The organism is Pontimicrobium sp. SW4, from assembly GCF_039954625.1.
Taxonomy (GTDB): domain Bacteria; phylum Bacteroidota; class Bacteroidia; order Flavobacteriales; family Flavobacteriaceae; genus Pontimicrobium.
The window spans coordinates 655,660-682,456 of sequence record NZ_CP157199.1 but is presented as its reverse complement, the minus strand read 5'-3'; the positions used below and the strand labels follow the sequence as shown (position 1 = coordinate 682,456).

Sequence of the window (26,797 nt, the reverse complement as noted above, 5' to 3'; positions counted from 1 at the left end):
CTGCTTTTTTTGTTGTAGCTTTATTCATACTAATAATTAAAAATCCCAAAATTATGAAACAAATTTACATCATTACGATAGTGAGTTTATTGAATTTTAACTTTCTAAATTCACAAACAGTTACCGTTAATGACAATACACCTAATGCTACCAGTACAATTTACACTTTTACTTACACAACAACTGGAGAAATAGGAACCCCTAGTACTACACCAAATATATTTCTTATGAACCTTCCTTCTGGTTTTCCTTCAATAACTAATACTATCCCCGACTCTAATCTTTTGGGTTCGAATGTAGTGCTAAAAGTAAACGGAACACCAATTACCATTGACGCTACTACTTTTGGAACAATTGGAGGAGCATGGTCAGGTGGAATACAAATGTCTGTTGCTGGAGCTTCCGTAGGGCTTACTATTCCTGCTGGAGCTACTATTGAAGTTATTATTACTAACTTAATAATAAACCCTGCAACAACAGGTCCTTTTACATTTGATTGGAAAACAGCAAATGGTGGAGGAGCGTCTACAGAGGATTTTTCTGCAACTTTGACTACTTTATCAATAGATGATTTTATTAATAACACAGATGTTAAAATATATCCAAACCCATTTAATGATTTTGTAAATATCCACACAGAAAGTAATTCTCAAATTGAAGTTTACAACTTATTAGGCAAACGAATTTTAATACAAAATATTAATAAAGGTAATTCAAAAATAAATGTATCTGAATACGAAACTGGTATCTATCTCTTTAAAATTACGAACGAGAACCTCCAGATTAAAACAATGAAAGTTATTAAGAGATAATAATTAAAAAAGCAAATAGCCAAAGTAAAATTATACTTTGGCTATTTTATAATAAGTTTATATACTTCTTCCGTAGAAAACTATATTTTTACAAAAAATTTAATTTATGACCTTATTACTTATGGCTGCAGGAAGTGGTAGTCGCTATGGAAAGCTTAAACAATTTGACGACCTTGGGCCTGCTGAAGAATTCCTATTAGAATTTAGTATTTATGATGCCATCAACTGTGGTTTTACTCACATTGTTTTAGTAACTAAAGCTGAGAATAAAGAATTTCTTGAAAACTACCTGTCTCCAAAATTGCCAAACACTATTAAATTAGATGTTGTTGTACAAGATATAAACGACTTGCCAGAAGGCGTTTCTATTGATACAACCGAAAGAGCTAAACCTTGGGGAACAGCTCATGCTGTTTGGTCTGCAAGAAAGGTCGTGAATTCTGATTTTGTAATCATTAATGCTGATGATTATTATGGAAAACAAGCTTTTGAAGGTGCTGCCCATTTTGTAAAAAATAATGATTCAAAGAATACCTATGCAATTGTTGGTTATAATTTAAAAGATACATTGTCTGAACATGGATCGGTTTCAAGAGGTGTTTGTAGTGTAGATAATGGCCATTTAGTATCGATTGAAGAGCATACTAAAATTGAAGCTATAGATAATGAAATTATTGATACAGATTCTGGTAATACTTTACATCCTGACACTATTGTATCTATGAATTTTTGGATTTGCAACACATCTATTTTCGACTATATCGAAACGTATTTTAGCAATTTCTTACAAGTATCGGAAAACCTCGAAAAAAGTGAAATATATCTCCCTTTTGTAGCTCAAGAGATGATGGCAAATGGCTTAATTGATATTAATGTAATAACAACAAATAGTGAATGGTTTGGTGTTACTTATTATGAAGATAAGGATGAAGCTGTTAAAACACTAAAAAGACTTACTGAAGACAATAAATACCCTTCACCTCTTTGGAAATAGTTAAATAAATGGACATAAAGCTTTTAAATGTTATTGTTAGTCAATTTAACATTGACGTTTCGAATGTTATGTTCAAGCCAATTACGCAAGGTTATATAAATGACACATTTCTTGTAGAAAGCAATTCTGAATCTAAATATATTTTACAACGCATTAATTGTAATGTTTTTAAAAATGTAATTGGACTCCATAAAAACATGAATAAAGCTTTAAAAAAACTTAAAGCCAATGACTATACTGAGTTAAACTTACTTAAAACCAGAGCAAATCAAGACTATTATTTACATGATGCAAATTTTTGGAGATTAATAACTTTTATTCCAAAAAGTGTTGCTTATAATTTTACATCAAACACAAAAACAGCTTTTGAAGCTGGAAGAATTATTGGTCGTTTTCATCAATTACTAAAAGATGAAGATGTAAATAGTTATGAAATTACGCTTCCAAATTTAAATAATCTTCCTTATAGAATTGCCGAATTTCAACAATCTTTAGACAACACATCTAGTGATATTAAAGCATCAGCCAACTTAGAAATTGTATTTGCAAAAAGGCATTTAAATGATTTTGAAAGCTTTTACAATGCTAATTTACCTGAAAGAATTTGTCATAACGATACTAAACTTAACAACCTACTATTTAACCAAAACAATATAGGGTTATGCTTGATAGATCTTGACACTATAATGAAAGGCTATTTTCATTATGATTTTGGAGATACTGTAAGAACTGTTGTTAGTGAAAGTAATGAAGATGAAAAAGAGCTTTCAAAAATTAAATTCAACATCCACCTTTTTGAAGCTTTTATAAATGGCATAAGTAGTAATGGTTCTTTTTTAAACAAAATGGAAATAGAGTACTTACCAATAAGTTGTGCTTTAATGCCTTTTATGCATGGTTTAAGAGCATTAACCGATTATTTAAATGGAAATGTTTACTATAAAGTGAGTTATCCTGAGCAAAACTTAGATAGATGTAAAAGTTTATTTCAATTTGCCAAATTAGCTTTAGATAAACAAGCAGATATTAAAACTATTATTGATAATAATTTATAGCATAAAAAAAGCGACTATCATGTCACTTTTTTATATAGTAATTCTTTTTTTATGGCAAACTTTTTGTTTTCACCTCAAAACCTTCAAATTGCCATTTTGCAATACCCCCTTCTAAATCATAGATCTTTATAAAACCTTTTTCTTTAAGTTGTTTCGCACAATTAGCACTTCTTCTACCTGATCTACAGTACACAATTACTGGTTTAGATTTATCTAATTGCTCTATTTCTTGAGAAAAAGTATCTGAGAAAAAGTCGATATTTTGGAATCCTTCAATATATTCTTCTTCATATTCTTGAGGTGTTCTAACATCTATTAGTTGTACCCCTTCAATCTGAGAAATCTGTTGCATTTCTTCAGGAGAAATTATTTCTATTTGACTTGTAGTTGTTTCTTCCTTACAGCTAAAATTAAATGCCATAAATGCTATTAATACAAAAAGGATTCGTCTCATAATAAAATATCTTTAGTTGCTTACAAGGTCTTCATTCCACTCAAGAATGCCTCCAGCAAGATTATATGCGTTTTTAAAACCTAATTGATTCATAATAGAACATGCTTGTCCACTTCTAGCACCAGAGCGACAATACACATAATAATTCTTCGTTTTGTCTAACTCTTCAAGTTTATAAATAAACCCTTGGCCTTTATAAATATCCATTTGAATTGCATTAGGTATCATTCCTTCAGAAACTTCAGCATCAGTGCGTACATCTAGTATAACAGCGTTAGTATCACTTGCTAATTGTTGTTTCCACTCTTCTTGAGTTAAATTTGCCATAAATTATTTTTTCAACAAAATTAACACTTCTTTAGGATTTATTATAAAGACAATAAAAAAAATAAAATGTTACACTTTACTTTAGTTACTCTTTTTAACTTTTATAGAACAGCCTATAGCACGAGTCTTAGTTTCTGTGACTTCATTTCCAGCTAATAAAGCATCTACAGCATTTTCAACATATTTCGTGTTTACAGCAGAAGCATCTTTATAATTATCATCAATAGCACCAATATACTTTACAACATTACCTTTATTGGTTTTTTCTAAAACGTAAACATGCGGTGTTTTAGTAGCTCCATATTGAGGATATATTTTTTGACCATCATCCATTAGGTATGGAAATGTAAATCCTTTTGAAGCAGCTCTCGCTTTCATTGCTTCCATGCTGTCTCCTGGTTGCACATCAGGATCGTTTGGCATAATAGCAATAACTGGATAGTCTTTAGATGCGTATTTCTTATCTAATGCGATAATTCTATCTTCATAAGCTACTGCATAAGGACAAGTATTACATGTAAAAATGACAATGAAGCCTTTAGCATCTGTATAATCTGCCAATGACACCATATTACCATCTATATTTTTAAGATTGAAGTCAGTTACAATGTCTCCAACTTCATAACCACTAGAAGTTGTGGTATTTAGCGAAAAAGCACTTACAACTAATACAATTGCAAATACTGATACTGTTTTAATAAATTTCATTTGTATAATTTTTATTGTTTTTATCGGTCAAATGTAATTCGCCAAATATCATTTCGTTTGTTATCAACGACTTGAACTGGCTCATTTCATAGTGTTTACTTTAAAAAATGTTTTAACTCGTTTTCTAATGTTTCGTATGTAAAAGTTTGGTCATAAAACTCACGTTTATCTTTGTTGTAAATAATAGTTACAGGAATAGCACCATCCCAATTTTCATTAACTTTTGGAATCCATGTATTCATATCGACATCATCAAGCACTACTATTTTCGATTTTAAATTATGCTCTTTAATATATGGTTTCAATTTGCTATCGTATTGATGAGGGAAATCTAAACTCACAAGTATCACTTCAACATTTTTATCCTTATAATTCTCATTTAATTCCTCAAAATGAGGCAACTCTTTGACGCAAGGTGCACACCAAGTTGCCCAAAAGTTAACTACGTAAACTTTGTCATCATTCCTTTGCAAGTAAGGTTCCAATCCATCAAAATTTAAAATATCAAGTTCAATACCTATAAAATCAACCGTTTTATTGGAATTTCCTTTTGATTTAATTTTTTCATTACATGACAAAAAAATAAAAAAACAAAACATTATTAAATACCTCATGCTATAAAATTAAACATCAATATTAATCAATCTCAATTTTTAACATAAAATTATAGTCTCATTTTATAAGAGTTTTAAGAACTTGAATATATTTGCTCGTTAACTGTTGTATATACAAATGTCAATAGAAAAAGATATTAAGAGTTCTAAAAAAATGCCTTTAAGCCGTAAGTCGATAGTAAATGTACTATATACAAGTAATTGGTTTAAAGAAGGTTTGCAACAGGTCCTCAAAAATTTTGACCTTACATTAGAACAATACAACGTGCTACGAATATTAAGGGGGCAAAATGGAAACCCAGCTAATTTAAGCACTATTCAAGAACGTATGCTCAATAAGATGAGTAACACCACTCGCTTAGTTGATAAGCTAAATAAAAAAGGGTTTGTAACCCGAGAAATTTGTAAAAAAAATCGTAGAAAAATTGAAATGTATATAACAGCAAAAGGCTTGGAATTTATAGCTCAAATTGATCCAATTATTAATAAAAAGGATTTAGATATGACTAATAAACTTAGCAACAACGAATTACAAGAATTAAATTATTTACTAGAAAAATTAAGAACTTAAATAACTCAAACAATTTTACAATTAAAAAAAACATTATTATGAAAAACAACATTTTAAAAAGTACTTTAATTTTAGTACTAGCAATCACTTTAGCTTCCTTTACTTCTCTTTCAGAAAAAAACGTAGATGTTACTAAAAGTAATATAACATGGAAAGCATATAAAGTAACTGGATCCCATTCAGGTATTGTATCCTTGAAATCTGGATCTTTAAATTTTGATAATGATAAGTTAACTGGAGGTACATTTATCGTGGATATGACTAGTATCAAAACTACAGATATGCAAGGTAAATCTGCTACAAATCTAGATAATCATTTAAAATCAGACGATTTTTTTAGTGTAGAATCTCATCCATTAGCAAATATTAATTTTAAAGCTGTAAAATCGAGTGGCAAAAACTCATATACTGTCAATGCTGATTTAACCATTAAAGGAAAAACTAACCCTGTTTCTTTTGAGATGTCTATTTATGGAAACAAAGCCACAGCTTCTTTAAAAGTAGATAGAACAAAATATGGCATAGAATATAAATCTAATAGCTTTTTTGATAACTTAAAAGACAAAGCTATTTATGATGAGTTTGATCTTATTGTAGATTTACAGTTTTAATATTAGGTGAAATTAATACTCAATAACAAAAGGATTTCTGTAAAAAAATAGGAATCCTTTTATTTTTATCGAAAATAGTTTGCAAACAAATTTTTCATTTCTATATTTGAACAAACAAAACAAATGAACTCAATTTTAAATAATACTTGGTGGTGGAATTTTCGAAACTAACATTCGTGAATTAACCCTATCGTATATTTAAATAATAATATCAAAAGGCTTGTCATTCACGACAAGCCTTTTTTAGTTTATAAAAATATGTATCAATTAAAAACACATTACACAAAAATTCTAGCAGATACTATTACGCCTGTTAGTATTTATTTAAAAATTAGAGACAAATACCCTAATAGTATTTTGCTTGAGAGTAGTGATTATCATGCTAATGATAATAGTTTTTCTTATATCTGTTGTAACCCTATTGCATCTATTAAAGTTGAAAATGAAGTAATCACTCAAAAATTTCCTGATGGAAGTTCAGAAACTTGTGAAGCAACTAAAGCTAATGTAACTGATGAAATCCACAAGTTTACAAAACGCTTTGAAGCAGACTCTAAAGAAAACTTCAAATTTATTAATAATGGTATTTTTGGATATACAGCTTACGACTCAGTTAAGTATTTTGAAGATATAAACATTTCTAAAAAAGAAGGTTCCTTAGATATTCCAGACATTTATTATGCAGTCTATCAAAATATTATTGCCATTAATCATTTTAAAAATGAAGCATATATTTTTGCACATTGCTTTAATTCAGAAAATAATGTAGAAGACATTCAACACCTTATAAAAGCAAAGAATTTTGCATCTTATAATTTTAAAGCTGAAGGCGATATTTCTTCAAATTTAACTGACGATGAATATAAGCAGCATGTTGAATTAGCAAAAAAGCATTGTGCTAGAGGGGATGTATTTCAATTAGTGCTTTCAAAAAAGTTTCAGCAAAATTTTAAGGGCGACGAATTTAATGTATATCGTGCATTAAGAAGTATTAATCCTTCACCTTACCTCTTCTATTTTGATTACGGAAACTTTAAGATTTTTGGAAGTTCACCTGAAGCACAACTTGTAGTTAGTGATGGTCAAGCCGAAATTCACCCTATTGCTGGAACGTTTAAACGTACTGGAAATGACTTAAAAGATGCAGAACTAGCAGAAAAATTAGTAAAGGATGCTAAAGAAAATTCCGAACACGTCATGCTTGTTGACTTGGCTAGAAATGATTTAAGCAGACATGGTAATAATGTGACTGTCGAAAAATATAGAGAAGTTCAGTTCTTTTCTCATGTAATTCATTTAGTTAGTAAAGTTACTGGAATAAAACATAAACATGTACCAACTATGCAAGTAGTTGCAGACACCTTTCCTGCTGGAACACTAAGTGGTGCGCCAAAACATCGTGCGATGCAACTAATTGAAGATTACGAAAAAACAAGTAGAGTTTTTTATGGAGGTGCTATTGGTTTTATGGATTTTGATGGTAATTACAACCATGCTATTATGATTAGAACCTTTTTAAGTAAAAACCATCAATTGCATTGGCAAGCTGGTGCAGGATTAGTCTCTAAGTCTAACCCAGAAGACGAATTACAAGAAGTTTATAATAAATTAGGAGCTTTAACAAAAGCTCTAGAAATTGCTGAAAGAATTAAATAAGTCATCAATGAAAAAAGTATTAGTAATAGATAACTACGACAGTTTTACTTATAATCTCGTTCATTATTTAGAGGATTTAAATTGTGATGTAACAGTAGTAAGAAATGATAAATTAAACTTAGAAGACGTAAAACCTTTTGACAAAATTGTGCTGTCACCTGGTCCTGGAATTCCAGATGAAGCTGGTCTTTTAAAAGCAATTATAAAAGAATATGCACCTACTAAAAGCATTTTAGGTGTGTGTCTTGGTCAACAAGCTATAGGAGAGGTTTTTGGTGGTTCGTTAGTTAATTTAGATGAAGTCTATCATGGCGTAGCGACCAACGTGACTATAAGTGTTGATGATGAATCTTTATTCACTGGGCTAGAGAAAAACATTGAAGTAGGTCGTTATCACTCATGGGTAGTAAATACACGTCTACCAGATTGTTTAGAAGCCACTTCTTTCGACCAAAATGGGCAAATTATGTCGTTAAGACACCGAGATTATGATGTTAAAGGCGTGCAATATCATCCAGAATCAGTATTAACTCCTGATGGAAAAAAAATACTAGAAAATTGGGTTAATTCTTAGATTATGAAACAATTACTGAATAGACTTATAAATCACGAAAATATTTCTAGCAAAGAAGCGAAACAGGTTTTAGTAAATATTTCCGAAGGGCAATACAACCAAAGCCAAATAGCATCATTCCTAACCGTATATATGATGCGAAGTATTACTCTTCAAGAATTAAAAGGGTTCCGAGATGCGCTTTTAGAACTATGTATTCCTATAGATTTAAAAGACTTCAATGCTGTTGATTTATGTGGAACAGGAGGTGATGGTAAAGACACCTTTAATATTTCTACGTTGTCATCATTTGTTACAGCTGGAGCTGGAGTGAATGTCTCTAAACATGGTAACTATGGTGTGTCTTCTGCTTGTGGTTCTTCAAACGTTATGGAATATTTAGGCATAAAATTCTCTAGTAATAAAGATTTCTTAAAACGATGTATTGACCAAACTGGAATTTGCGTGCTTCATGCTCCTCTATTTCATCCAGCCATGAAAAATGTAGCGCCAATTAGACGAGAATTAGGTGTGAAAACATTTTTTAATATGTTAGGACCAATGGTAAATCCATCATTCCCAAAAAACCAAATGGTTGGTGTTTTTAATTTAGAATTACAACGTTTGTATGGTTATCTATATCAACAAACCGATAAAAATTATAGCATAGTTCATGCGCTTGATGGCTATGATGAAATTTCTTTAACAGGAAAAACCAAGGTGATTTCTAATCATTCTGAAACCATGTTTACACCAGAAGATTTGGGTATAAAACAAATAACCCAAGAATCAATTTATGGTGGAAATTCAGTCGAGGATGCTGCCAAAATATTTATAAACGTGATTAGCGGAAATGGTACAGAAGCACAAAATAATGTGGTTTGTGCTAATGCAGGATTGGCAATTGCTACATCAAAAGAGATAGATCATGAGCAAGGTTTTGAGTTGGCAAAAGAATCTTTACTTAGCGGAAAAGCAAAAAAAAGTCTAAAAGCATTAATTGAATTGAGTAATTAACGTTATGTTGAACTCGTTTCAGCATCGCACAAATAATCAGAACCTAAAACAAATTCAGATTGACAAAAATGGATATATTAAGTAAAATAGTTTTAGACAAACAAAAAGAAGTTGCACTGAAAAAAGAATTCATTCCAATAACTACATTGGAAAAAATACCTTTTTTTGATAGAAAAACGATTTCGTTAGCTCAAAAATTAAGAAACAGTACTTCGGGTATTATAGCAGAATTTAAGCGACGCTCTCCTTCAAAATCCATAATTAATGACACCGCAAATGTTGATGATGTTGCCATAGGGTATGAACACGCTGGTGTTTGTGGCATGTCTGTATTAACGGACGAAATTTACTTTGGTGGCACTTTGGATGATCTATTAATAGCTAGGGAAAGCTGCAATTTGCCTATTTTACGTAAAGATTTTATTATAGATGCCTATCAAATTTTAGAAGCCAAGGCATTTGGAGCAGATATTATATTATTAATTGCAGCCATTTTAACTAGAGAAGAAATCAAACAATTTTCGGAGTTAGCTAAAAGTTTGCATTTAGATGTACTTTTAGAAGTACATAACGAAGATGAATTACACAAATCAACTATGCCATCATTAGATATGTTAGGTGTAAATAATAGAAATCTAAAAACATTTGAGGTAAGTTTAGAAACCAGCAAAACCTTAAGCAAAATGATTCCTGATGATTTTGTAAAAGTATCTGAGAGTGGCATTAGTTCAATTCAAGCTATAAAAGAATTACAACCTTACGGTTATCAAGGATTTTTAATTGGTGAAAACTTTATGAAAACTGATAATCCTGGGGTAAGTGCTAAATTGTTTATTGAAAATTTAAAAAAATAGTTTGTCATGTCGAACGCATGTGAGACATCTCATAATGAGATTTCTCAATCGCGTTGCTCATGTCGAAATGACAAATATATAGTTAAACTAAAAAAAGATCCTGCCTACGCAGGAAATAAATATGAAGCTTAAAGTCTGTGGCATGAAATATCAAGATAATATTGAAGCTATTGCAAGTTTGCAACCAGATTTTCTTGGATTTATTTTTCATGAGGAATCTCCTAGGCATTTTGAAGGAGTAATTCCAGAATTACCAAAATCAATTAACAAAGTTGGTGTTTTTGTAGATAAAACTGTAGAGTTTATAGCTAACCAAGTAGAAAAACATAAGCTGTCTGTTATCCAGTTACATGGTCACGAATCACCAGAAATGTGTAGAATTCTTAAATCAACAAACGCTAAAATTATTAAGGTGTTCTCAATAAAAAATGAATTTGATTTTTCAATTTTAGCACTTTATGAGGACGTTTGTGATTACTTTTTATTCGACACCAAAGGAAAACTCCCAGGAGGAAATGGTTATACATTTAATTGGGATGTATTAATAGACTATCCTTCAACCAAACCATTTTTTTTAAGTGGAGGTATTGGATTAGAGCAAGTTGAAGACCTAAAACGCTTTCAAAAAAGTGAAGCTTCAAAGTATTGTTATGCTATTGATGTGAATAGTAAATTTGAAATTGAAGCAGGACTGAAAAATATAGAAGAATTAAAAAAGTTTAAAAATAAGGTCGCTTCGAGTAATTTTTGAGAAGCAAAAATTGTATCGAGAAGCAAAAAGGTCTCGATACAAAATTCTTTAAGAATTTCACTCGACCTGACAAGAACAACATAATTATGAGTTACAACGTCAACGAAAAAGGCTATTATGGAGAATTTGGAGGTGCATTCATACCTGAAATGCTCTATCCAAATGTAGAAGAACTACGCCAAAACTACTTAAAGGTTATGGCAGAACCTGAGTTTCAAAAAGAGTTTAACCAACTCTTAAAAGATTATGTAGGTCGCCCTTCTCCACTCTATTTTGCCAAGCGTTTATCAGAAAAATACAATACAAAAATATATCTAAAACGCGAAGATCTCAATCATACGGGAGCACATAAAGTAAATAACACCATTGGTCAGATTTTAATGGCAAAACGTTTAGGCAAAAACCGAATCATTGCCGAAACTGGAGCTGGACAACATGGTGTAGCAACTGCTACCGTTTGCGCTTTAATGGGATTGGAATGCATCGTGTATATGGGAGAAATTGATATAGCTCGACAAGCACCAAATGTGGCTAGAATGAAAATGTTAGGAGCTACAGTTGTACCCGCAACCTCAGGAAGTAAAACGCTTAAGGATGCAACAAACGAAGCCATTCGCGATTGGATTAATAATCCTGTAGATACACATTACATTATTGGTAGTGTCGTAGGACCTCATCCTTATCCAGATATGGTGGCTCGTTTTCAAGCCATTGTTTCTGAAGAAATTCAATGGCAACTAAAAGAGCATGAAGGTACCGCAAAACCAGATTATGTAGTTGCTTGTGTCGGAGGTGGTAGTAATGCCGCTGGGGTGTATTATCATTATCTAGAAGATGAAGATGTAAAACTTATTGCTGTTGAAGCCGCTGGATTAGGTATCGATACTGGTGAAAGTGCTGCAACATCAGTCTTAGGAAGAGAAGGTATTATACATGGTAGCAAAACCTTATTAATGCAAACCAATGATGGACAAATTACTGAACCTTATTCAATTTCCGCTGGATTAGATTATCCAGGAGTTGGTCCTATGCATGCACATTTATACAAATCTGGTCGTGCCGAATTTATCTCTATTACAGATGATGATGCCATGACAGCAGGTTTAGAGTTATGCAAATTAGAAGGCATTATTCCAGCTATAGAAAGCTCACATGCCTTGGCTACGTTTGAGAAAAAACAGTTTAAGCCAAACGATATAGTGGTAGTAAGTCTATCTGGTCGTGGCGATAAAGATTTAGAAACCTACATCAATCATTTCAAGTTATAAATGAAACAATTACTTCTCATATTAATCAGTATAACACTAGTTTCTTGTAATCAGGTTAAAAGTCAAGCTCCTTTATCTGTAGACGTTTCTGAGGATATTGTAATTCCTAAACACTATATCATCACAAAAACTACTAATACCATTGTTATTGATGGTAAAGCAGATGAAGCAAGTTGGAATACCGCAAAATTCACAGATAAGTTTATTGATATTGAAGGTGTAAAAACACCAAAATTTGATACACAAGTAAAAATGCTTTGGGATGATAACTACATCTATTTTTATGCAGAATTAAAAGAACCACATATTTGGGGAAATCTAAAACAACGAGATACTATTATCTATTACAATAATGATTTTGAAATCTTTTTAGATCCTTCAAAAACAGGAATTGGTTATGGAGAAGTAGAAATTAATGCTTTAAATACAGTTTGGGATTTATACTTAAACAAACCCTATCGTATTGGTGGAAAAGCAAATTTCGAATGGAACTTAAACGACCTCAAATCTGCTGTACAAGTTTATGGAACATTAAACAATCATAAAGATATAGATTCTCATTGGACTGTTGAAATGGCAATACCTTTAAAACCATTGATTGGTTTAAAAAATGCTCCTAAATCCATTCCTAAAGAAGGGGAACAATGGCGTATTAATTTCTCAAGGGTACAATGGGATCATGACATTATTAATGGAACATATGATCGTAAAAAAGAAAATGACAAATACTTAAGAGAATACAATTGGGTTTGGAGTAATCAAAAAGTGATAAACATGCACGAGCCAGAAAAATGGGGTTTTCTTCAATTTACTGAACAGACAACTTCTGATAATATTAAATTCATTGAAGACGAAGATTTAGAAATTAAACAAACTGCTTTTGCGCTTTTTAGAAAAACCAGATATGGCAATTTAAAAACACTCCTAGAAAATGATTTAGGTTTTTCTCTAAACTTAGAAGTCACTTATTCAGAAGAAAGAACAGTGAATGCCATTTTTTACAAAACAAATTTTGGATTCGAATATAAATTGGAAAACGGGAATTCAATCTATATTATCAACCAAGAAGGAACACTAAGAAAATTATGAAACATTTAGCTTTAATTCTTATAACATTTGTTTTCTTGTCTTGTCAAGAAAAGCAAAACACTAAAAAAACAGTTAAAACAGAAAAAGAAAACTTCACTTTTGCCACTTGGACAAACCCTGGTGGTCCATTTGACAAAGAAAAGTGGGAGGCAAAACTAGCTTCTTTTGATTCGTTGGGTATTTCAGAAATTCTTGTTGGTGGTGATGTAGAGTTTTACAATCAACTAATCCCATTAGCTTCAGAAAAAGGCATTAAAATTCATGCATGGATGTGGACTTTAAATCGTCCAAATGATACTATTGCAAACAAACATCCTGAATGGTATGCTGTAAATCGTGCAGGAAAAAACTCCTTAGAATACAGAGCCTATGTGGATTATTACCAATGGTTAAGTCCATTTCATCCTGATGCTCGAGAGCATGTAAAAAACAATGTTAGAAAACTAACAAAAGTGAAAGGCTTAGCGTCTATTCATTTAGATTATGTACGTTATGTCGATGTAATTCTAGGAGCCGATTTACAGCCAAAATACAATTTAGTTCAAACCACAGAAATGCCAGAATACGATTATGGCTATCATCCAATTGCTCGCAAAGGATTTAAAGAAATCTTTGGTAAAGACCCTCAAGACCTTGAACATCCAGAATTAAATACTGAATGGCGACAATATCGCTTAAATGCTGTTTCATCGTTAGTGAATGAGCTTGTAGACATTTCTCACGAAAGTGGTCATAAAATGACTGCAGCTGTATTTCCATTTCCAGAAATGTCGCGTCAAATGGTGAGACAACCTTGGGACGATTTCAACTTAGATGCAGCATATCCAATGGTGTATAATAATTTTTATCGAGAAAATGTAAATTGGATTGGATTTGCGATTGAGCAAGGCGTAAACAAAGTAGATTTTCCAATTCATGCAGGCTTATACAGTCCAGCATTACAAGATCCAAAAGATTTAGAAAAAGCCATTAGATTATCAAAAGAAAAAGGCGCAAAAGGCTTTTCTATTTTTACAGCAGACAATTTAAGTGCTGAACAAAAAGCCGTATTTATAAAATTGAAAGAAGAATTTAACCATGAATAAAACGTCATGCTGAACTCGTTTCAGTATCACAAATATTATGAAACTTAGTTACATATACATATTAACTAATAAGTATAGAACAACGTTTTATGTAGGTGTAACTTCAAATTTAAACAAAAGAATTATTGAACATCAAAATAAAGAAGGGTCTAAATTTACCCGAAAGTATAATTTAACTGACTTAATTTATTTTGAAGAGTTTACAGATATAAACCAAGCTATTGCAAGAGAAAAACAACTAAAAAATTGGCACAAGGAATGGAAATTAAATCTTGTAAAAGAAAAAAATCCAACATTAAAAACATTACAATTATAATGTGACCCTGAAGCAAGTTCAGGGTGACGAAACAAAAATAAACGTCATGCTGAACTCGTTTCAGCATCTCATAAAAAATAAAATATGAATAGAATCAACCAAAAACTACAAGAAGACAAAAAATTACTATCTATATATTTCACAGCTGGATATCCTAATATCGGTGATACAGTAAGCATCATTCAAAATCTGGAGAAGAATGGTGTCGATATGATTGAAATTGGCTTACCTTTTAGCGACCCTTTAGCAGATGGACCTACCATTCAAGCTAGCTCAACTCAGGCTTTGAAAAATGGCATGACTACTGAGGTACTTTTTAACCAATTAAAAGATATTCGTAAATCCGTAAATATTCCTTTGATTATAATGGGTTATTTTAATCCAATGTTGCAACATGGAGTGGAAGTATTCTGCAAAAAATGTCAAGAGATTGGAATTGATGGCCTGATTATTCCTGATTTACCTGTTGATGTATATCACGATGAATACAAAGCTACGTTCGAAAAATACGGATTGATAAACGTGTTTCTAATCACACCACAAACAAGTGACGAGCGCATTAGATATATCGATTCTATTTCAAACGGTTTTATCTACATGGTAAGTTCGGCAAGTACTACAGGAGCTAAATCTGGTTTTGGTAACGAGCAAACAGCGTATTTCGAACGTATTGCCAATATGAATTTAAAGAATCCTCAAATTGTAGGTTTTGGTATTTCTAACAACAATACATTTACACAAGCTACCAAATACGCCAAAGGTGCTATTATTGGGAGTGCTTTTGTAAAATACGTAACCAATGAAGGTGTAAATACTATTGATGCTTTTGTAAATAGGATTCTTACTTAATTAAAAATTAAGTATCTAAATAAATGAAATATTCAAAAGCAATAACTTTAACACTCTTATACTTTATTTCTCTTGAAATATTAAGTCTTTGGATTATTATAATTCCTTTCGGAATAGGAAATTTAAATCTTTATAAAGCTTCACATTTAATTAACTCAATAGCTTTATTAATTTTTATAGTGTTATTTTTTAAAAAAATTGAGCACTCCAACTTATTAGTTTTAAATAAAACAAAATTAAAATTTTATCTTTTCGCAATATTATTGGGAATTGGCTTTGTATTCTTTCAATCCGTACTTAAAATAATTTACTATCAAGAAATTTCTCCAGATTTTTTTAGTTATAGGTTTACTCTTAATAGATTGAAAACTTATGATGCTGTAGCCTCAATTATGATTGTTCCCATAATAGAAGAGCTCTTTTTTCGAAATTATCTACAAGGTGCGTTAGCAAAAAACTATAAGCCTATAAAAACAATACTTTTCGCCTCATTGCTTTTTGCATTTATTCATATTCCCTTTGCTACTTTATTTTTTGATTCATTAGATTTCAGTTTAAGAAGCGCTTTTATTGCATTATTTGGAGGGTTTATAGCAGGAATACTATACTATAAATCAAAATCTATTGGCCCATCAATAATTTTTCATGTCTTTTGGAATTTAACTAGCTATATTGTTTAACTGTTCAAATTTGATATTGATATAAAAACAGCTAACTTTCGTCAAAAGTTCAAAAATGTCTAAAACATCAAGACGAAGTTTTATAAAAAAGAATATTCTTAGTGGTTTATTTCTAAGCTCAGCAGTTCCTTTATTACAAGCCGATAATGCACTAAAGTCAGAACGCTCTGTTCCAACTTTAAAACCGTATACAAGCGACTATAATAGTATTGATTGGGATAACATTCGTGAGCAATTTCTATTTGCAAAAGATTATCATTACCTAAACACTGGAAGCCTTGGTCCTTCTCCAAGAATTGTGCTTGACACAGTTTGTGAAGCCATGGAAAAATTAGAGACTTCAGTGAGTCATGGTCGACATCAAATTGATAAAACCCATGAAAAAGCTGCAAAGTTTTTAAATGTCACAGCAGATGAAATTGCTTTTACACGTAATGCAACCGAAGGCTTAAATATTGCAGCAAGAAGCTTACGATTAAAAAAAGGAGATGAAATCATTATCAGTACGCACGAACATGTTGGAGGCGCTTCTCCTTGGATGGCACTTGCTAAAGATTTTGGAGCTATTGTAAAATTGATTGACTTAGACATTCATGGAGAAAACAACCTTCAAATAATAAAAGATAACATTACAAATAAAACCAAAGTGGTTGCTTTTTCACATATCACCTGTACTACAGGAATGAAATTACCTGCAAAAGCTATTGTAGATTTATGCCGAAGTAAAAACATTTACTCGTGTATTGACGGTGCACAATCGCTTGGAATGTTTCTCATAGACTTAAGAGATATCAATCCAGATTTTTATGCAAGTAGTGGGCACAAATGGCTATTTGGACCAAAAGGAACTGGTATTTTATTTATTAATAAAAATATCATAGATACCATTTCGCCTGTATTTGCAGGAGCTTATACCGATAGTAAATTCGATTTGAATACGCTAACTATGGACTATAGACATAGCGCACAACGCGAAGAATATGGTACACGAAATACACCAATCACTTTAGGTATTGGAAGCGCTATAGATTTTATTAACGCTATAGGTATAGAAAACGTTGCAAGACGTGGTCGAGAACTCGTCGCTCGTTTTAGAAAAGGAATTACCAACACACCTGAGATTGAAGTTTTAACGCCTGAGAATGAGACTTATTCTGCCTCTATGATTACTATTAGAATCAAAGGCAAAGACAACCTTAAATTAAATCCAGTACTTAACAAAGAAAAAAAGTTACGCATGAGAGGTATATACGAAAACAACATTAATGGCATTCGTATCTCTTTCGCTATTTTTAATAGTTTTGAGGAAGTTGATTTATTGGTAAACAGTTTAAAAGACGTTGCTGCAAATTAGTGTATGTCAGTTCGAGTATTTTGCAAAGCAAAATGTATCGAGAACAAGCTTACTAATAATTAAAATTCTATTCTCGATACAATTTCAGTAAACTGAAATCACTCGAATTGACGAATTTATAATAAAACCTATATTTAAACGATGAAACTATTAAACGATTGGAGACTTATTATACTGCTTTGTCTCACCTTAGGCTTAGCTCCTTTTTTTCCAGAACCTCATATTGTTGGAAAACTTAGATGGATAACTGGTGGTGCTGTTGGAATGAAACCAATGGACTGGTTTGATGTATTACTACATGGTTTCCCATTTATACTTTTAATACGTTTACTCATCATAAAACTGACTAAAAAATAATGCCACTAAACATTGTACTTATTGAACCCGAAATACCAAACAACACAGGAAATATTGGTCGTTTGGCACTAGCCTCAGGATCAAACTTACACTTGGTAAAACCATTTGGATTTGAGATAGATGACACCAGACTAAAACGTGCTGGTCTAGATTATTGGCAACACCTTAATGTTACATATTACGACAGCATTAATGATTTTATTATTATTAATAAAAATGCAAAAATGGTGTTTTTATCTAGCCATGGTACACAAGACTATTATGATATTCCTTTTGAAGACAATCTATTTTTAGTTTTTGGAAAAGAATCGGTTGGTTTACCAAAACACATTTTAAAAGACTATCCAGAAGCCCTTTTTAAAATACCTATATATAGTAAGCATGTACGTAGTTTAAATATTGCTAATGCAGTGAGTATTGTTATTTACGAAGGCATTAAGCAATTGAAATACACGTAGTTATACATATAGATTTTCTAATCAAAAACAGCTATCTTCGTTTAACGTCGGATATAAAACATTAAAACGTTGCATATCCGTAAAAACATTAAACGAAAACCTAAAATTTTGTAACAAAAAAAGCACAGTTTTAAAACTGTGCTTTTGCTTTTATTAAGACATCTAGACTGCGCTCGATGTGACAGGCTATATGTATTATATTTCTCTATCTAAATCCCAAGCTTCTAAATAATCTTTTACCGCTTTTACAAACTGACCTCCTAGGGCACCATTCACCACACGGTGGTCATAAGAATGCGACATAAACATCTTATATCGAATACCTATATAATCACCTTCAGACGTTTCAATTACTGCTGGTACTTTTCTAATAGCTCCTAAAGCTAAAATACCTACTTGCGGTTGGTTAATAATTGGTGTCCCCATAATGCTACCAAAGGTTCCAACATTAGTTACTGTATAGGTTCCTCCTTGTATATCGTCTGGTTTAAGTTGGTTCATTCTAGCACGATTAGCTAAGTCGTTCACTTGTTTTGCCATACCAATTAAATTTAACTGATCTGCATTTTTAATAACAGGCACAATTAAATTGCCATCGCCTAATGCAGCTGCCATACCAAGATTAATATGTTTCTTCTTAATGATTTTATCTCCTTGCACCGAAATATTCATCATTGGGTAATCACGAAGTGCCTTTGCAACCGCTTCCATAAAAATTGGGGTAAACGTTAAGTTTTCACCTTCACGCTTTTTAAAGTCGTTTTTATGTTTGTTTCGCCAGTTCCATATATTAGTCACATCTGCTTCAATAAATGACTGCACATGCGCAGACGTTTGCACAGAATCGACCATGTGCTTCGCTACCAATTTGCCCATTCTTGTCATTTCGATAATCTCATCTCCTCCACTTACTTCAATAGGTGTTTCTTTAACTTCTGGCTTAGGCGTTACTGGTGCACTCTGTATTTTTACTGGTTCAGGTGTTGCTTCTTGCTGAGCAACTGGTTGTGGTGCTGGTTCGCTACCTCTATTTTCAAGATATGCTAAAATATCATTTTTAGTCACTCTACCTTCTTTACCAGTTCCTGGGATACTATCAAGCTCAGCTTGTGATAAGCCTTCCTTTTTAGCAATATTTTTAACCAATGGCGAATAGAATCTATCTTCGGTTGAACTCACAGGAGTTTCTACCGCAGCTTTTGCTGCTACAACAGTTTGAGCAACATCAGCAACTGCCTTTATTGGTGCTTCAACCTTTGGTTCTGTAACCTCTTGCTTTGGTGCTGAAGGTGCTTCACTAGCACTTCCCGCAATTTCAATAACCGCAATGGTTTGCCCAACTTGCACCACATCGTCAACATCAAATAGTTTTTCAACAAGCACACCATCAACTTCACTTGGAACTTCACTATCTACCTTATCTGTTGCTATTTCAAGCACCGCTTCATCAGCTTCAATAGTGTCTCCTACCTCTTTTAACCAAGATGTTATAGTTGCCTCAGCAACACTCTCTCCCATTTTAGGTAACTTAAGTTCAAATTTTGCCATATCGTTAATATAAAAGCTATTTTTAGGTTTAAGACTGCAAAATTAACGAAAAATCATTAAATCTGTTGCAGGTTTTTCAATAAATTCAATTTAAAATGTGACAACTTCTCCTCTACTATTTGAGTTGTCACTACCAATTATAAAGTTAGAATTATTAACAAAAATTCTGAATGATATATTGTTTTTTTTATTCAAACTAATCATATTAGAAATCATTTTTCTATAAGTTATTGATGACTCAAATAGTACAGTACTATTTTCTTCAACCTCATCTATACTAGTAATTAGTTTAACAGGTTTGTTCAGTTTTTTAGAAAGAAACTCTGCATTTTTATTCGAAAATGTGTAGAAGTTTTTTGGACTTTTTTCAACAGCTTTTGGTTCTTTGCGTGTTAAAAAAGCCAACTTAATTCCTAACCAAACAAACATATCAAACACAACGTTAGATTTGAAATGTCTCTTATAAAAAATTTGCATCGCCCCATAAAAACGTTTCGCGTAAGATTTGTCTTTTAATGTGCTTTCTCCTTTATAATGAATAGCTGCAGTTGTGCCTACATAATAATTATCTAACCCAGCTTTTATGGCTTTGTACGATAAGTCGATATCTTCTCCATACATAAAATAATCTTCATCAAATCCATTTAATTGGTTATAAACAGCTCGTTTTACAAGCATAAAAGCGCCAACAAGTATCTCTACTTTGGCTACCTCATTCTTCTTAATATGATTAGCATAATAATTTGCAGAATTTCCTCTTATTTTCTGTAAAGCCACCTTCACGATAGGAGTATTTCGCTTACTTTCTGGCAGAAACTTCCCAGAACCATCTACTAATTTACAACCAACAATGCCTAAATTTTCTTTAGTTTTAGAAAACTTCAGCAATTGAAAAAATACATCTTCAGGAACCACTGTATCAGGATTTAAAATACAAACATATTTACCTTTAGCAATAGTGACACCTTGATTGTTCCCTTTTGAAAACCCTAAATTTTCTTTATTCTCTATTAAAACAACATCAGGGAATAGTTCTCTTACCATGTCACAACTATCATCGGAAGAGTTATTATCAACTACAATAATTTCAGAATCGATATTTAAAGTAGCTGCTTTTACACTATGCAAACAAAGCTCTAAAAAATAGCGAACATTATAATTTAATATGACAACAGAAAGTTTCAAGCGCTATTACATTTTTAAAGACGCTTCAAAAGGTACGCGATTTACAATGCTTCTTCCTAAGGTCACCTCATCAGCATATTCCAGTTCGTCACCAACCGAAATACCTCTAGAAATTGTCGATGTAATTACTTCTAAATCTTGGATTTGCTTATAAATATAAAAGTTAGTCGTATCGCCTTCCATGGTAGAACTAAGAGCAAAAATTAATTCTTTTATCTCACCCTTTTTTACTTTTTCAACTAGAGAGTTGATATTTAAATCGTGAGGTCCAACGCCATCCATTGGCGATATTTTACCTCCTAACACATGGTACAAGCCTCTAAACGTACTAGTGTTTTCTATAGCCATCACATCTCGAATGTCCTCAACCACACAAATTATATCTGTTTTCCTATAAGGGTTAGCACATATTTCGCAAACATCAACATCGCTAATATTGTGGCAACTTTTGCAAAATTTAATCTCTTCGCGCATTTTCATTAATGCCTTAGTCAAATTGCTAGTTTGTTCTTTTGGTTGACGTAATAAATGTAATACCAAACGCAATGCTGTACGCTTACCAATCCCTGGTAATTGTGACATTTCGTTCACAGCATTTTCAAGTAATTTTGAGGAGAATTCCATAGTGGCGAAGTTAGTAATTTTCTATATGATAGTTAAAAAAATAAACCCAATACTAAGCTATAGTATTGAGCTTATACTTAATATAGTTTTACAAGCTTTAATTAACTAGAAGTTTTTTTGTAACTATACCATATCTAGTATTGATATTAATGAAATAGATACCTGACTCATAATTAGATATATTAATCGTTAGAGGCTCAATTAAACTTCTATCTTTAGCAAAATATATAAGCTTTCCAATAGAATTATACATTTTCACAGATACATTTTCTCTTTTATTCCAAGACAATGTAACTTCATTTGAACTTGGATTTGGATATAATGATATTGTGTTTAATTCAAACTCCTCAACATTTAAACTAGGGTTATATAGCCCCGATTTCCATAAACCTCTTCCATAAGTAGCAGCATAGATCTCATTAGTCACTGTATTAATTTCTAATTCACTAATATTCACATTAGGCAAATTATTACTAAAAGGTTGCCAACTGTTGGAAGTACTATCGTCTATATAATAAACACCATAATTCATACCTAAATACAAGCCATTTTCAGCATTGTTTTGCCATACTAAAGCTCTAGCACTAAAGTTTGGCAAATCAAATAAATAGGGTGTCCAACTGGCTCCACCATTAGTAGAAACAAACACTTTACTTGCATCTGTTGTAGCTATTGCAACTCTATTGGCGTCTGTTGGGTGAATAGCAATAGAATTTATGCTTCCTGAGAATCCACTTAAAGTTATCCAATTTGTAGCACCTCCATCTATTGTTTTATATAATACACCTCCATCAGCAGCATACATAATATTGCTATTAGAAGGCGCAATCTTTAAGTGATTTAGGTTTCCTCCTAAATCTTGAGAAATTTCGGCCCAAGTACCTCCTCCATTTGTAGACTTGTATACATAATCATAACCTACATATATAGTTCCAGGTAATAAAGGATCTTGTTCGAATGGTGTAATCCAATTTCCAGTTTTATAATCTCCTAATCCATCTTGTGGTCTATTAAGCCATGAATAAGTACTTCCTCCATTTGTAGATTTATATAACGTTCCATTTTGAGAAGTTCCATAAAGTATTGAACTATTATTTTTATCTACAAAACTTTCCATACCGTCTGCTCCTAACCAATCTGTCCAATTGCCAGATGTATCCATCACTGAGGTTCCATTATCTTGAGAACCACCAGTAACAATTACTGGGTTAGTTTGACTTATACCTATTCGATAAAATTGTCTAATTCCAAGTCCAGTTGTAATATCTGTATAATAAGATGTATTTACTGTTGATGGATCTTCGGCTATAAAAATACCTCCATCACTTCCTACATATAGTTTACCATCTATATACTCCAAAATATCTACATCTGCATGACAATACCCAATGTTTTCATTAGCTGCATTACTCAAGGTCCATTGCGAGGTAATATTAAAATTATCTCCACCATCTATTGATTTCCAAGTTAAAATCCCTGCAATATGCACTTCATCTACATTTGTCGGATTTACTGCAATATCCATATCTCTGGGAGCTTGCCCTCTATCATCATTTGCAGAAGAACTATATCCAAAATAATTATTCGTTCCATGATCCAGTTTGGTATATGTTTCACCGCTATCTGTAGACCTATAAAACCCGCCAAAAATACCATTAGAAGCTTCTAAAACATAAACAACTGATGGATCATCTATTGACACTCCCATCATTTTTGGACCACCTCCAAAGTCATTAGGTCCTAATTCAAATCCATCTTGAAAAACAGTACCTAAAGACACATCTTCTACAGATACATCATCTAATGTAGTTCCTCTTCCATAATTATTTGTTGCCTCAAATGCTATATAATATGTTGATGATGCATTTGGAAGACTTAACTCTATGTCGGACCAACTAGTTACATTATTAGTGTAGGTTGCTAGTATATTCCAAGATCCAACTAAAGATGTCTTATAATATACTCTTAACTCATTAAGAAAGGTTGGTGAACCCCATTGTGCATTAGTATATGAGAATTTAAGCTTAGGATCTGTCGCTCCTTGAAGATTTAACTCCTGCGACGTTAATTTTGTAACTGGATGACTGTAATCTGGAAAATAAAAAAGTGCTAAAGATGATCCTGTTTTTGGCGATAAAGTACCTGTGTTGTTTGAGTTACCTACTGTCCAATTTGTAGCTCCAACTACATTCTCTTGAGTCCATAATGGTAAGCTAGGTTGCGGTATTGTAAAAGTTGAACCTCCATCAATAGATTTAAAAAACTGCTTCCCAGTAGCATAAATAACATTTGTATTACCAGGTTTGAACTCGACATCATATCCAGTTGTGGCTTCAGAATGTATTTGGGTCCAATTCACTCCAGAATCTGTTGACTTAAAAATCCCACCATTCTCAGAACTACAATACATCTTGCTTGTATTTGTAGGGTCAATTAATATTTTATTTACTGATCCATTACCAACATCAGCTAAAATATTCCAAGTTGCACCACTATCTAGAGATTTAAAAATAACCCCTCCAGTCGATCCCCAAAAATAAGTTGATGCATTTGTTGGATGTATCGCTAAGGCAGATACATTTAAATTAGTTAAATTATCCGTTAAGACTGTCCAAGTATTTCCTCGATCTGTAGTTCTCCAAACACCGCCTGAGACAGCACCTATTATAATGTGGTTTGGATTTCCTGCTCCTACTTGATCAACTGCAATAGAAGTAATTCTACCAACACCTGGGTTCCAACCGCTAGTTTTATTCCAATAAGTTGGCCCTAAATCCTCCCATGTACCAACAGTTGTTCTATAAGCACTTGATTTTTGATTAATATATCTGTTATAGTCTTGAAGTTCTTTATAATAAAAATCAGGTGTTTTCAATATTCCATTTTCATCCATATTCTGTAATGCCTGATATTCCCATCTTTTATAGGGCTTATAACCTTTACCCCTTTCTGTCCCTACAATTTTAAAATAAGCCTCAGCTTCTTCTTGTATTTCCTGTACTGTATATGTTCCTGCAGCAATCATTTTTTTATAGTCTTGTGCCGAAACTGTAAATACAAATAATAATAAAATTAAAGAGATGTAATTTTTTTTCATTGAATTTTACTTAATATTGTTAAGGTTTCAAAAATAGCTTTAATTATTTTAAATATCGAAAAACTTAATTATGTCATCTATATCTATAATAATACTCATTGCCGTTTATTTTGGTGTACTAATATTGATTTCTTATTTCACTGGTAAAAACGATAGTAATGTCGACTTTTTTAAGGCAGGAAAAACATCTCCTTGGTATGTTGTAGCATTTGGAATGGTTGGCGCATCGCTATCAGGAGTCACCTTTATTTCGGTTCCTGGTTGGGTTGATGGCTCTCAATTTAGTTATTTTCAAGTGGTCTTAGGTTATATGGTTGGGTATTTTGTGGTTGCTTATGTGTTGATGCCTATTTATTACCGACTTAATGTTACTTCTATTTACGAATATTTATTGCAACGCTTTGGGTTTGTAAGTCATAAAACTGGTGCTTTTTTCTTCTTTGTTTCAAGGGTTCTAGGCGCAGCTTTCAGATTATATTTAGTTGCCATTGTATTACAACAATTTGTTTTTGACGAATGGAATGTGCCTTTCGAAATTACTGTAGTTATATCAATTTTACTGATATGGATTTATACTAATAAAGGAGGTATAAAAACAATTGTTTGGACTGATACACTACAAACATTATTCATGATTTTAGCTGTAATCTTATCTATCTATTTTATAAACGAAAGTTTAGGATGGAGTTTTAGTGAGTTTTTAGCATCTAATGAGTTAAAAGAATACAGTAAAATTCTAGTTACTGATAGCTTTTTGGAAAGAAGCCATTTCATTAAATCGTTTGTGGGAGGTATGTTTATTACTATTTGTATGACTGGTTTAGATCAAGATATGATGCAAAAAAACTTGACTTGTAAATCACTAAAAGATGCTCAAAAAAACATGGTATCATTTAGTATCGTATTGGTTGGTGTTACGTTTCTATTTATGCTTTTAGGTGCATTACTATTTATTTATGCTAAAAAGCATAATATTACAATGCCTTTAATGGATGGCAGTCCAAAAACAGATTTATTATTTCCAGAAATTGCTTTAAATAGTGGACTTGGAATTACACTTGCCATTACCTTTATGCTAGGTTTAATTGCTGCTGCTTATAGTAGTGCAGATAGTGCCTTAACATCGCTTACTACGTCATTTTGCGTGGATTTCTTAAACATAGAAAAAAAGCCTCAAGACCAACAAAAAAGCATTCGTAAAAAAACGCATATAGGTATGAGTATCATGCTTATTATTGTTATTATTATCTTCAAATATGTCCTTAGCAGCAATGTTATTGATAGCTTACTTACAGTTGCTGGTTATACGTATGGACCGTTATTAGGCCTTTTCGCTTTTGGAATTTTCACCAAAAAACAAATAAAAGACAAGTATGTTTGGATAGTAGCAATTGCATCTGTAATCCTAACGGCTGTTATTGGAAATATTTCAGCAGAAAGTCTTGGAGGTTATGTAGTTGGTTATGAATTATTACCAATTAATGGCTTGCTAACCTTTATTGGCTTAATACTGATTAGTAGAAAGCAAGACTAAAGTACAGGACATTTCAAAATTAATATTGTTTTCTTCTAATAGTTTAAAAAACTCTGGGTTTTCGGTTCCAGGGTTAAAAATGATGCGCTCAGGTTTTAACGACATAATATAATTGTAATATTCCTTTTGCCTTTTAGCATTCATATATAATGTCACTGTATCAATATCTTCATAAGGCTTAAGTTCTGTATCAATCATTACACCCTTAACCTCACCCTCTCTTAAACCAAAGGCAACTACCTCATGATTATGTGTAACTAAGCGTTGTATAGCATAATGCGAATATCTATTAGGGTTTAATGATGCTCCAAAAACTAAAGTTTTTTTCATGTAAATGTTAAAAAAATGTTAATGCCTGTTAAAAAAAGTAACAGGA

29 protein-coding genes are annotated in these 26,797 nt (G+C 32.0%); 20 read left to right on the top strand and 9 right to left on the bottom strand.

Going from position 1 to position 26,797, the window contains the following annotated elements; all coding sequences use genetic code 11:
* The first annotated feature begins 53 nt into the window (after positions 1-53).
* From ABGB03_RS03235 to ABGB03_RS03225, 3 genes are all read left to right on the top strand, one after another.
* Positions 54-812 (top strand): T9SS type A sorting domain-containing protein, encoded by a 759-nt coding sequence (locus ABGB03_RS03235; protein WP_347924791.1) that lies wholly within the window; start codon positions 54-56, stop codon positions 810-812.
* A 106-nt stretch (positions 813-918) separates the two neighbouring features.
* A complete protein-coding gene (locus tag ABGB03_RS03230; protein ID WP_347924789.1) occupies positions 919-1,806 on the top strand; it encodes a sugar phosphate nucleotidyltransferase in 888 nt (295 codons plus the stop codon).
* An 8-nt stretch (positions 1,807-1,814) separates the two neighbouring features.
* Positions 1,815-2,861 carry an aminoglycoside phosphotransferase family protein gene (locus tag ABGB03_RS03225; RefSeq protein WP_347924787.1) on the top strand — a complete coding sequence of 349 codons (1,047 nt, stop codon included), beginning with the start codon at positions 1,815-1,817 and terminating at the stop codon, positions 2,859-2,861.
* Between the two features lie 49 nt (positions 2,862-2,910).
* Here ABGB03_RS03225 and ABGB03_RS03220 read toward each other — a convergent pair whose 3' ends face one another.
* From ABGB03_RS03220 to ABGB03_RS03205, 4 genes are all read right to left on the bottom strand, one after another.
* Entirely contained in the window at positions 2,911-3,315 is a 405-nt protein-coding gene (locus tag ABGB03_RS03220) for a rhodanese-like domain-containing protein (RefSeq protein WP_347924786.1), read from the bottom strand.
* A 12-nt stretch (positions 3,316-3,327) separates the two neighbouring features.
* Positions 3,328-3,642 (bottom strand): rhodanese-like domain-containing protein, encoded by a 315-nt coding sequence (locus tag ABGB03_RS03215; RefSeq protein ID WP_347924785.1) that lies wholly within the window; start codon positions 3,640-3,642, stop codon positions 3,328-3,330.
* A gap of 81 nt (positions 3,643-3,723) precedes the next feature.
* A complete protein-coding gene (locus ABGB03_RS03210) occupies positions 3,724-4,350 on the bottom strand; it encodes a thioredoxin family protein (protein ID WP_347924784.1) in 627 nt (208 codons plus the stop codon).
* Positions 4,351-4,445: 95 nt separating this feature from the next.
* Positions 4,446-4,964 carry a TlpA disulfide reductase family protein gene (locus tag ABGB03_RS03205; RefSeq protein ID WP_347924783.1) on the bottom strand — a complete coding sequence of 173 codons (519 nt, stop codon included), beginning with the start codon at positions 4,962-4,964 and terminating at the stop codon, positions 4,446-4,448.
* Positions 4,965-5,082: 118 nt separating this feature from the next.
* On the opposite strand from ABGB03_RS03205, the gene ABGB03_RS03200 reads away from it, so the two are divergent.
* The 16 genes from ABGB03_RS03200 to ABGB03_RS03125 all read left to right on the top strand — a co-directional run bounded on the left by ABGB03_RS03200 (position 5,083) and on the right by ABGB03_RS03125 (position 18,433).
* On the top strand, positions 5,083-5,535 hold the full coding sequence (locus ABGB03_RS03200) for a MarR family transcriptional regulator (RefSeq protein ID WP_347924781.1): 453 nt from the start codon (positions 5,083-5,085) through the stop codon (positions 5,533-5,535).
* A 38-nt stretch (positions 5,536-5,573) separates the two neighbouring features.
* The gene (locus ABGB03_RS03195) at positions 5,574-6,146 is read left to right on the top strand and encodes a YceI family protein (protein WP_347924780.1); all 573 of its coding nucleotides are present in this window, start codon (positions 5,574-5,576) and stop codon (positions 6,144-6,146) included.
* 258 nt (positions 6,147-6,404) lie between these two features.
* Positions 6,405-7,802, top strand: coding sequence for an anthranilate synthase component I family protein (locus ABGB03_RS03190; RefSeq protein ID WP_347924778.1), 1,398 nt, complete (start codon positions 6,405-6,407; stop codon positions 7,800-7,802).
* 7 nt (positions 7,803-7,809) lie between these two features.
* On the top strand, positions 7,810-8,376 hold the full coding sequence (locus ABGB03_RS03185) for an aminodeoxychorismate/anthranilate synthase component II (protein WP_347924776.1): 567 nt from the start codon (positions 7,810-7,812) through the stop codon (positions 8,374-8,376).
* Between the two features lie 3 nt (positions 8,377-8,379).
* A complete protein-coding gene (trpD, locus tag ABGB03_RS03180; RefSeq protein ID WP_347924774.1) occupies positions 8,380-9,372 on the top strand; it encodes an anthranilate phosphoribosyltransferase in 993 nt (330 codons plus the stop codon).
* Between the two features lie 68 nt (positions 9,373-9,440).
* Positions 9,441-10,226 carry an indole-3-glycerol phosphate synthase TrpC gene (gene trpC, locus ABGB03_RS03175; protein ID WP_347924772.1) on the top strand — a complete coding sequence of 262 codons (786 nt, stop codon included), beginning with the start codon at positions 9,441-9,443 and terminating at the stop codon, positions 10,224-10,226.
* A gap of 121 nt (positions 10,227-10,347) precedes the next feature.
* Positions 10,348-10,977: a phosphoribosylanthranilate isomerase gene (locus tag ABGB03_RS03170; protein ID WP_347924771.1), complete on the top strand. Its 630-nt coding sequence runs from the start codon at positions 10,348-10,350 to the stop codon at positions 10,975-10,977.
* An 86-nt stretch (positions 10,978-11,063) separates the two neighbouring features.
* Positions 11,064-12,245, top strand: coding sequence for a tryptophan synthase subunit beta (gene trpB / locus ABGB03_RS03165; protein ID WP_347924769.1), 1,182 nt, complete (start codon positions 11,064-11,066; stop codon positions 12,243-12,245).
* Complete coding sequence (locus tag ABGB03_RS03160) at positions 12,246-13,334, top strand: carbohydrate-binding family 9-like protein (protein WP_347924768.1); 1,089 nt, start codon at positions 12,246-12,248, stop codon at positions 13,332-13,334.
* Complete coding sequence (locus tag ABGB03_RS03155; RefSeq protein ID WP_347924766.1) at positions 13,331-14,419, top strand: family 10 glycosylhydrolase; 1,089 nt, start codon at positions 13,331-13,333, stop codon at positions 14,417-14,419. Before ABGB03_RS03160 ends, ABGB03_RS03155 begins: the two co-directional genes overlap by 4 nt.
* A gap of 37 nt (positions 14,420-14,456) precedes the next feature.
* Positions 14,457-14,735, top strand: a complete 279-nt coding sequence (locus tag ABGB03_RS03150) for a GIY-YIG nuclease family protein (protein WP_347924765.1) — start codon at positions 14,457-14,459, stop codon at positions 14,733-14,735.
* Between the two features lie 84 nt (positions 14,736-14,819).
* Complete coding sequence (gene trpA, locus ABGB03_RS03145) at positions 14,820-15,584, top strand: tryptophan synthase subunit alpha (protein ID WP_347924764.1); 765 nt, start codon at positions 14,820-14,822, stop codon at positions 15,582-15,584.
* A 23-nt stretch (positions 15,585-15,607) separates the two neighbouring features.
* Positions 15,608-16,264, top strand: coding sequence for a type II CAAX endopeptidase family protein (locus tag ABGB03_RS03140; RefSeq protein ID WP_347924762.1), 657 nt, complete (start codon positions 15,608-15,610; stop codon positions 16,262-16,264).
* A gap of 55 nt (positions 16,265-16,319) precedes the next feature.
* On the top strand, positions 16,320-17,618 hold the full coding sequence (locus ABGB03_RS03135; RefSeq protein WP_347924760.1) for an aminotransferase class V-fold PLP-dependent enzyme: 1,299 nt from the start codon (positions 16,320-16,322) through the stop codon (positions 17,616-17,618).
* Positions 17,619-17,759: 141 nt separating this feature from the next.
* On the top strand, positions 17,760-17,975 hold the full coding sequence (locus ABGB03_RS03130) for a hypothetical protein (protein WP_347924759.1): 216 nt from the start codon (positions 17,760-17,762) through the stop codon (positions 17,973-17,975).
* Positions 17,975-18,433, top strand: a complete 459-nt coding sequence (locus ABGB03_RS03125) for a tRNA (cytidine(34)-2'-O)-methyltransferase (RefSeq protein WP_347924757.1) — start codon at positions 17,975-17,977, stop codon at positions 18,431-18,433. The genes ABGB03_RS03130 and ABGB03_RS03125 overlap by 1 nt, the downstream gene beginning before the upstream one ends.
* A 195-nt stretch (positions 18,434-18,628) precedes the next feature.
* On the opposite strand, the gene ABGB03_RS03120 is transcribed toward ABGB03_RS03125, so the two are convergent.
* From ABGB03_RS03120 to ABGB03_RS03105, 4 genes are all read right to left on the bottom strand, one after another.
* Positions 18,629-19,981: a dihydrolipoamide acetyltransferase family protein gene (locus ABGB03_RS03120; protein ID WP_347924756.1), complete on the bottom strand. Its 1,353-nt coding sequence runs from the start codon at positions 19,979-19,981 to the stop codon at positions 18,629-18,631.
* A 90-nt stretch (positions 19,982-20,071) separates the two neighbouring features.
* A complete protein-coding gene (locus ABGB03_RS03115) occupies positions 20,072-21,166 on the bottom strand; it encodes a glycosyltransferase family 2 protein (protein ID WP_347924754.1) in 1,095 nt (364 codons plus the stop codon).
* 6 nt (positions 21,167-21,172) lie between these two features.
* A complete protein-coding gene (gene recR, locus ABGB03_RS03110) occupies positions 21,173-21,790 on the bottom strand; it encodes a recombination mediator RecR (RefSeq protein WP_347924752.1) in 618 nt (205 codons plus the stop codon).
* A gap of 97 nt (positions 21,791-21,887) precedes the next feature.
* The gene (locus tag ABGB03_RS03105; RefSeq protein ID WP_347924751.1) at positions 21,888-24,887 is read right to left on the bottom strand and encodes a T9SS type A sorting domain-containing protein; all 3,000 of its coding nucleotides are present in this window, start codon (positions 24,885-24,887) and stop codon (positions 21,888-21,890) included.
* A 70-nt stretch (positions 24,888-24,957) separates the two neighbouring features.
* Here ABGB03_RS03105 and ABGB03_RS03100 point away from each other — a divergent pair, with 70 nt between their 5' ends.
* The gene (locus ABGB03_RS03100; protein ID WP_347924749.1) at positions 24,958-26,421 is read left to right on the top strand and encodes a sodium:solute symporter; all 1,464 of its coding nucleotides are present in this window, start codon (positions 24,958-24,960) and stop codon (positions 26,419-26,421) included.
* Here the strand turns inward: ABGB03_RS03100 and ABGB03_RS03095 are convergent.
* Positions 26,392-26,751, bottom strand: a complete 360-nt coding sequence (locus ABGB03_RS03095; protein ID WP_347924748.1) for a CoA-binding protein — start codon at positions 26,749-26,751, stop codon at positions 26,392-26,394. The two genes, ABGB03_RS03100 and ABGB03_RS03095, sit on opposite strands and share 30 nt — an antisense overlap.
* Between the last annotated feature and the right edge of the window lie 46 nt (positions 26,752-26,797).

Excerpts from the sequence above, each read along its gene's own strand:
- ABGB03_RS03225 (WP_347924787.1), top strand. The coding sequence starts at position 1,815 with ATGGACATAAAGCTTTTAAATGTTATTGTTAGTCAATTTAACATTGAC.
- ABGB03_RS03235 (WP_347924791.1), top strand. The coding sequence starts at position 54 with ATGAAACAAATTTACATCATTACGATAGTGAGTTTATTGAATTTTAAC.
- ABGB03_RS03170 (WP_347924771.1), top strand. The coding sequence starts at position 10,348 with ATGAAGCTTAAAGTCTGTGGCATGAAATATCAAGATAATATTGAAGCT.
- ABGB03_RS03160 (WP_347924768.1), top strand. The coding sequence starts at position 12,246 with ATGAAACAATTACTTCTCATATTAATCAGTATAACACTAGTTTCTTGT.
- ABGB03_RS03125 (WP_347924757.1), top strand. The coding sequence starts at position 17,975 with ATGCCACTAAACATTGTACTTATTGAACCCGAAATACCAAACAACACA.
- recR (WP_347924752.1), bottom strand. The coding sequence starts at position 21,790 with ATGGAATTCTCCTCAAAATTACTTGAAAATGCTGTGAACGAAATGTCA.
- trpB (WP_347924769.1), top strand. The coding sequence starts at position 11,064 with ATGAGTTACAACGTCAACGAAAAAGGCTATTATGGAGAATTTGGAGGT.
- ABGB03_RS03210 (WP_347924784.1), bottom strand. The coding sequence starts at position 4,350 with ATGAAATTTATTAAAACAGTATCAGTATTTGCAATTGTATTAGTTGTA.
- ABGB03_RS03215 (WP_347924785.1), bottom strand. The coding sequence starts at position 3,642 with ATGGCAAATTTAACTCAAGAAGAGTGGAAACAACAATTAGCAAGTGAT.
- trpD (WP_347924774.1), top strand. The coding sequence starts at position 8,380 with ATGAAACAATTACTGAATAGACTTATAAATCACGAAAATATTTCTAGC.
- trpC (WP_347924772.1), top strand. The coding sequence starts at position 9,441 with ATGGATATATTAAGTAAAATAGTTTTAGACAAACAAAAAGAAGTTGCA.
- ABGB03_RS03135 (WP_347924760.1), top strand. The coding sequence starts at position 16,320 with ATGTCTAAAACATCAAGACGAAGTTTTATAAAAAAGAATATTCTTAGT.
- ABGB03_RS03150 (WP_347924765.1), top strand. The coding sequence starts at position 14,457 with ATGAAACTTAGTTACATATACATATTAACTAATAAGTATAGAACAACG.
- ABGB03_RS03095 (WP_347924748.1), bottom strand. The coding sequence starts at position 26,751 with ATGAAAAAAACTTTAGTTTTTGGAGCATCATTAAACCCTAATAGATAT.
- trpA (WP_347924764.1), top strand. The coding sequence starts at position 14,820 with ATGAATAGAATCAACCAAAAACTACAAGAAGACAAAAAATTACTATCT.
- ABGB03_RS03190 (WP_347924778.1), top strand. The coding sequence starts at position 6,405 with ATGTATCAATTAAAAACACATTACACAAAAATTCTAGCAGATACTATT.
- ABGB03_RS03130 (WP_347924759.1), top strand. The coding sequence starts at position 17,760 with ATGAAACTATTAAACGATTGGAGACTTATTATACTGCTTTGTCTCACC.
- ABGB03_RS03140 (WP_347924762.1), top strand. The coding sequence starts at position 15,608 with ATGAAATATTCAAAAGCAATAACTTTAACACTCTTATACTTTATTTCT.
- ABGB03_RS03200 (WP_347924781.1), top strand. The coding sequence starts at position 5,083 with ATGTCAATAGAAAAAGATATTAAGAGTTCTAAAAAAATGCCTTTAAGC.
- ABGB03_RS03100 (WP_347924749.1), top strand. The coding sequence starts at position 24,958 with ATGTCATCTATATCTATAATAATACTCATTGCCGTTTATTTTGGTGTA.
- ABGB03_RS03155 (WP_347924766.1), top strand. The coding sequence starts at position 13,331 with ATGAAACATTTAGCTTTAATTCTTATAACATTTGTTTTCTTGTCTTGT.
- ABGB03_RS03120 (WP_347924756.1), bottom strand. The coding sequence starts at position 19,981 with ATGGCAAAATTTGAACTTAAGTTACCTAAAATGGGAGAGAGTGTTGCT.
- ABGB03_RS03105 (WP_347924751.1), bottom strand. The coding sequence starts at position 24,887 with ATGAAAAAAAATTACATCTCTTTAATTTTATTATTATTTGTATTTACA.
- ABGB03_RS03220 (WP_347924786.1), bottom strand. The coding sequence starts at position 3,315 with ATGAGACGAATCCTTTTTGTATTAATAGCATTTATGGCATTTAATTTT.
- ABGB03_RS03205 (WP_347924783.1), bottom strand. The coding sequence starts at position 4,964 with ATGAGGTATTTAATAATGTTTTGTTTTTTTATTTTTTTGTCATGTAAT.
- ABGB03_RS03195 (WP_347924780.1), top strand. The coding sequence starts at position 5,574 with ATGAAAAACAACATTTTAAAAAGTACTTTAATTTTAGTACTAGCAATC.
- ABGB03_RS03230 (WP_347924789.1), top strand. The coding sequence starts at position 919 with ATGACCTTATTACTTATGGCTGCAGGAAGTGGTAGTCGCTATGGAAAG.
- ABGB03_RS03185 (WP_347924776.1), top strand. The coding sequence starts at position 7,810 with ATGAAAAAAGTATTAGTAATAGATAACTACGACAGTTTTACTTATAAT.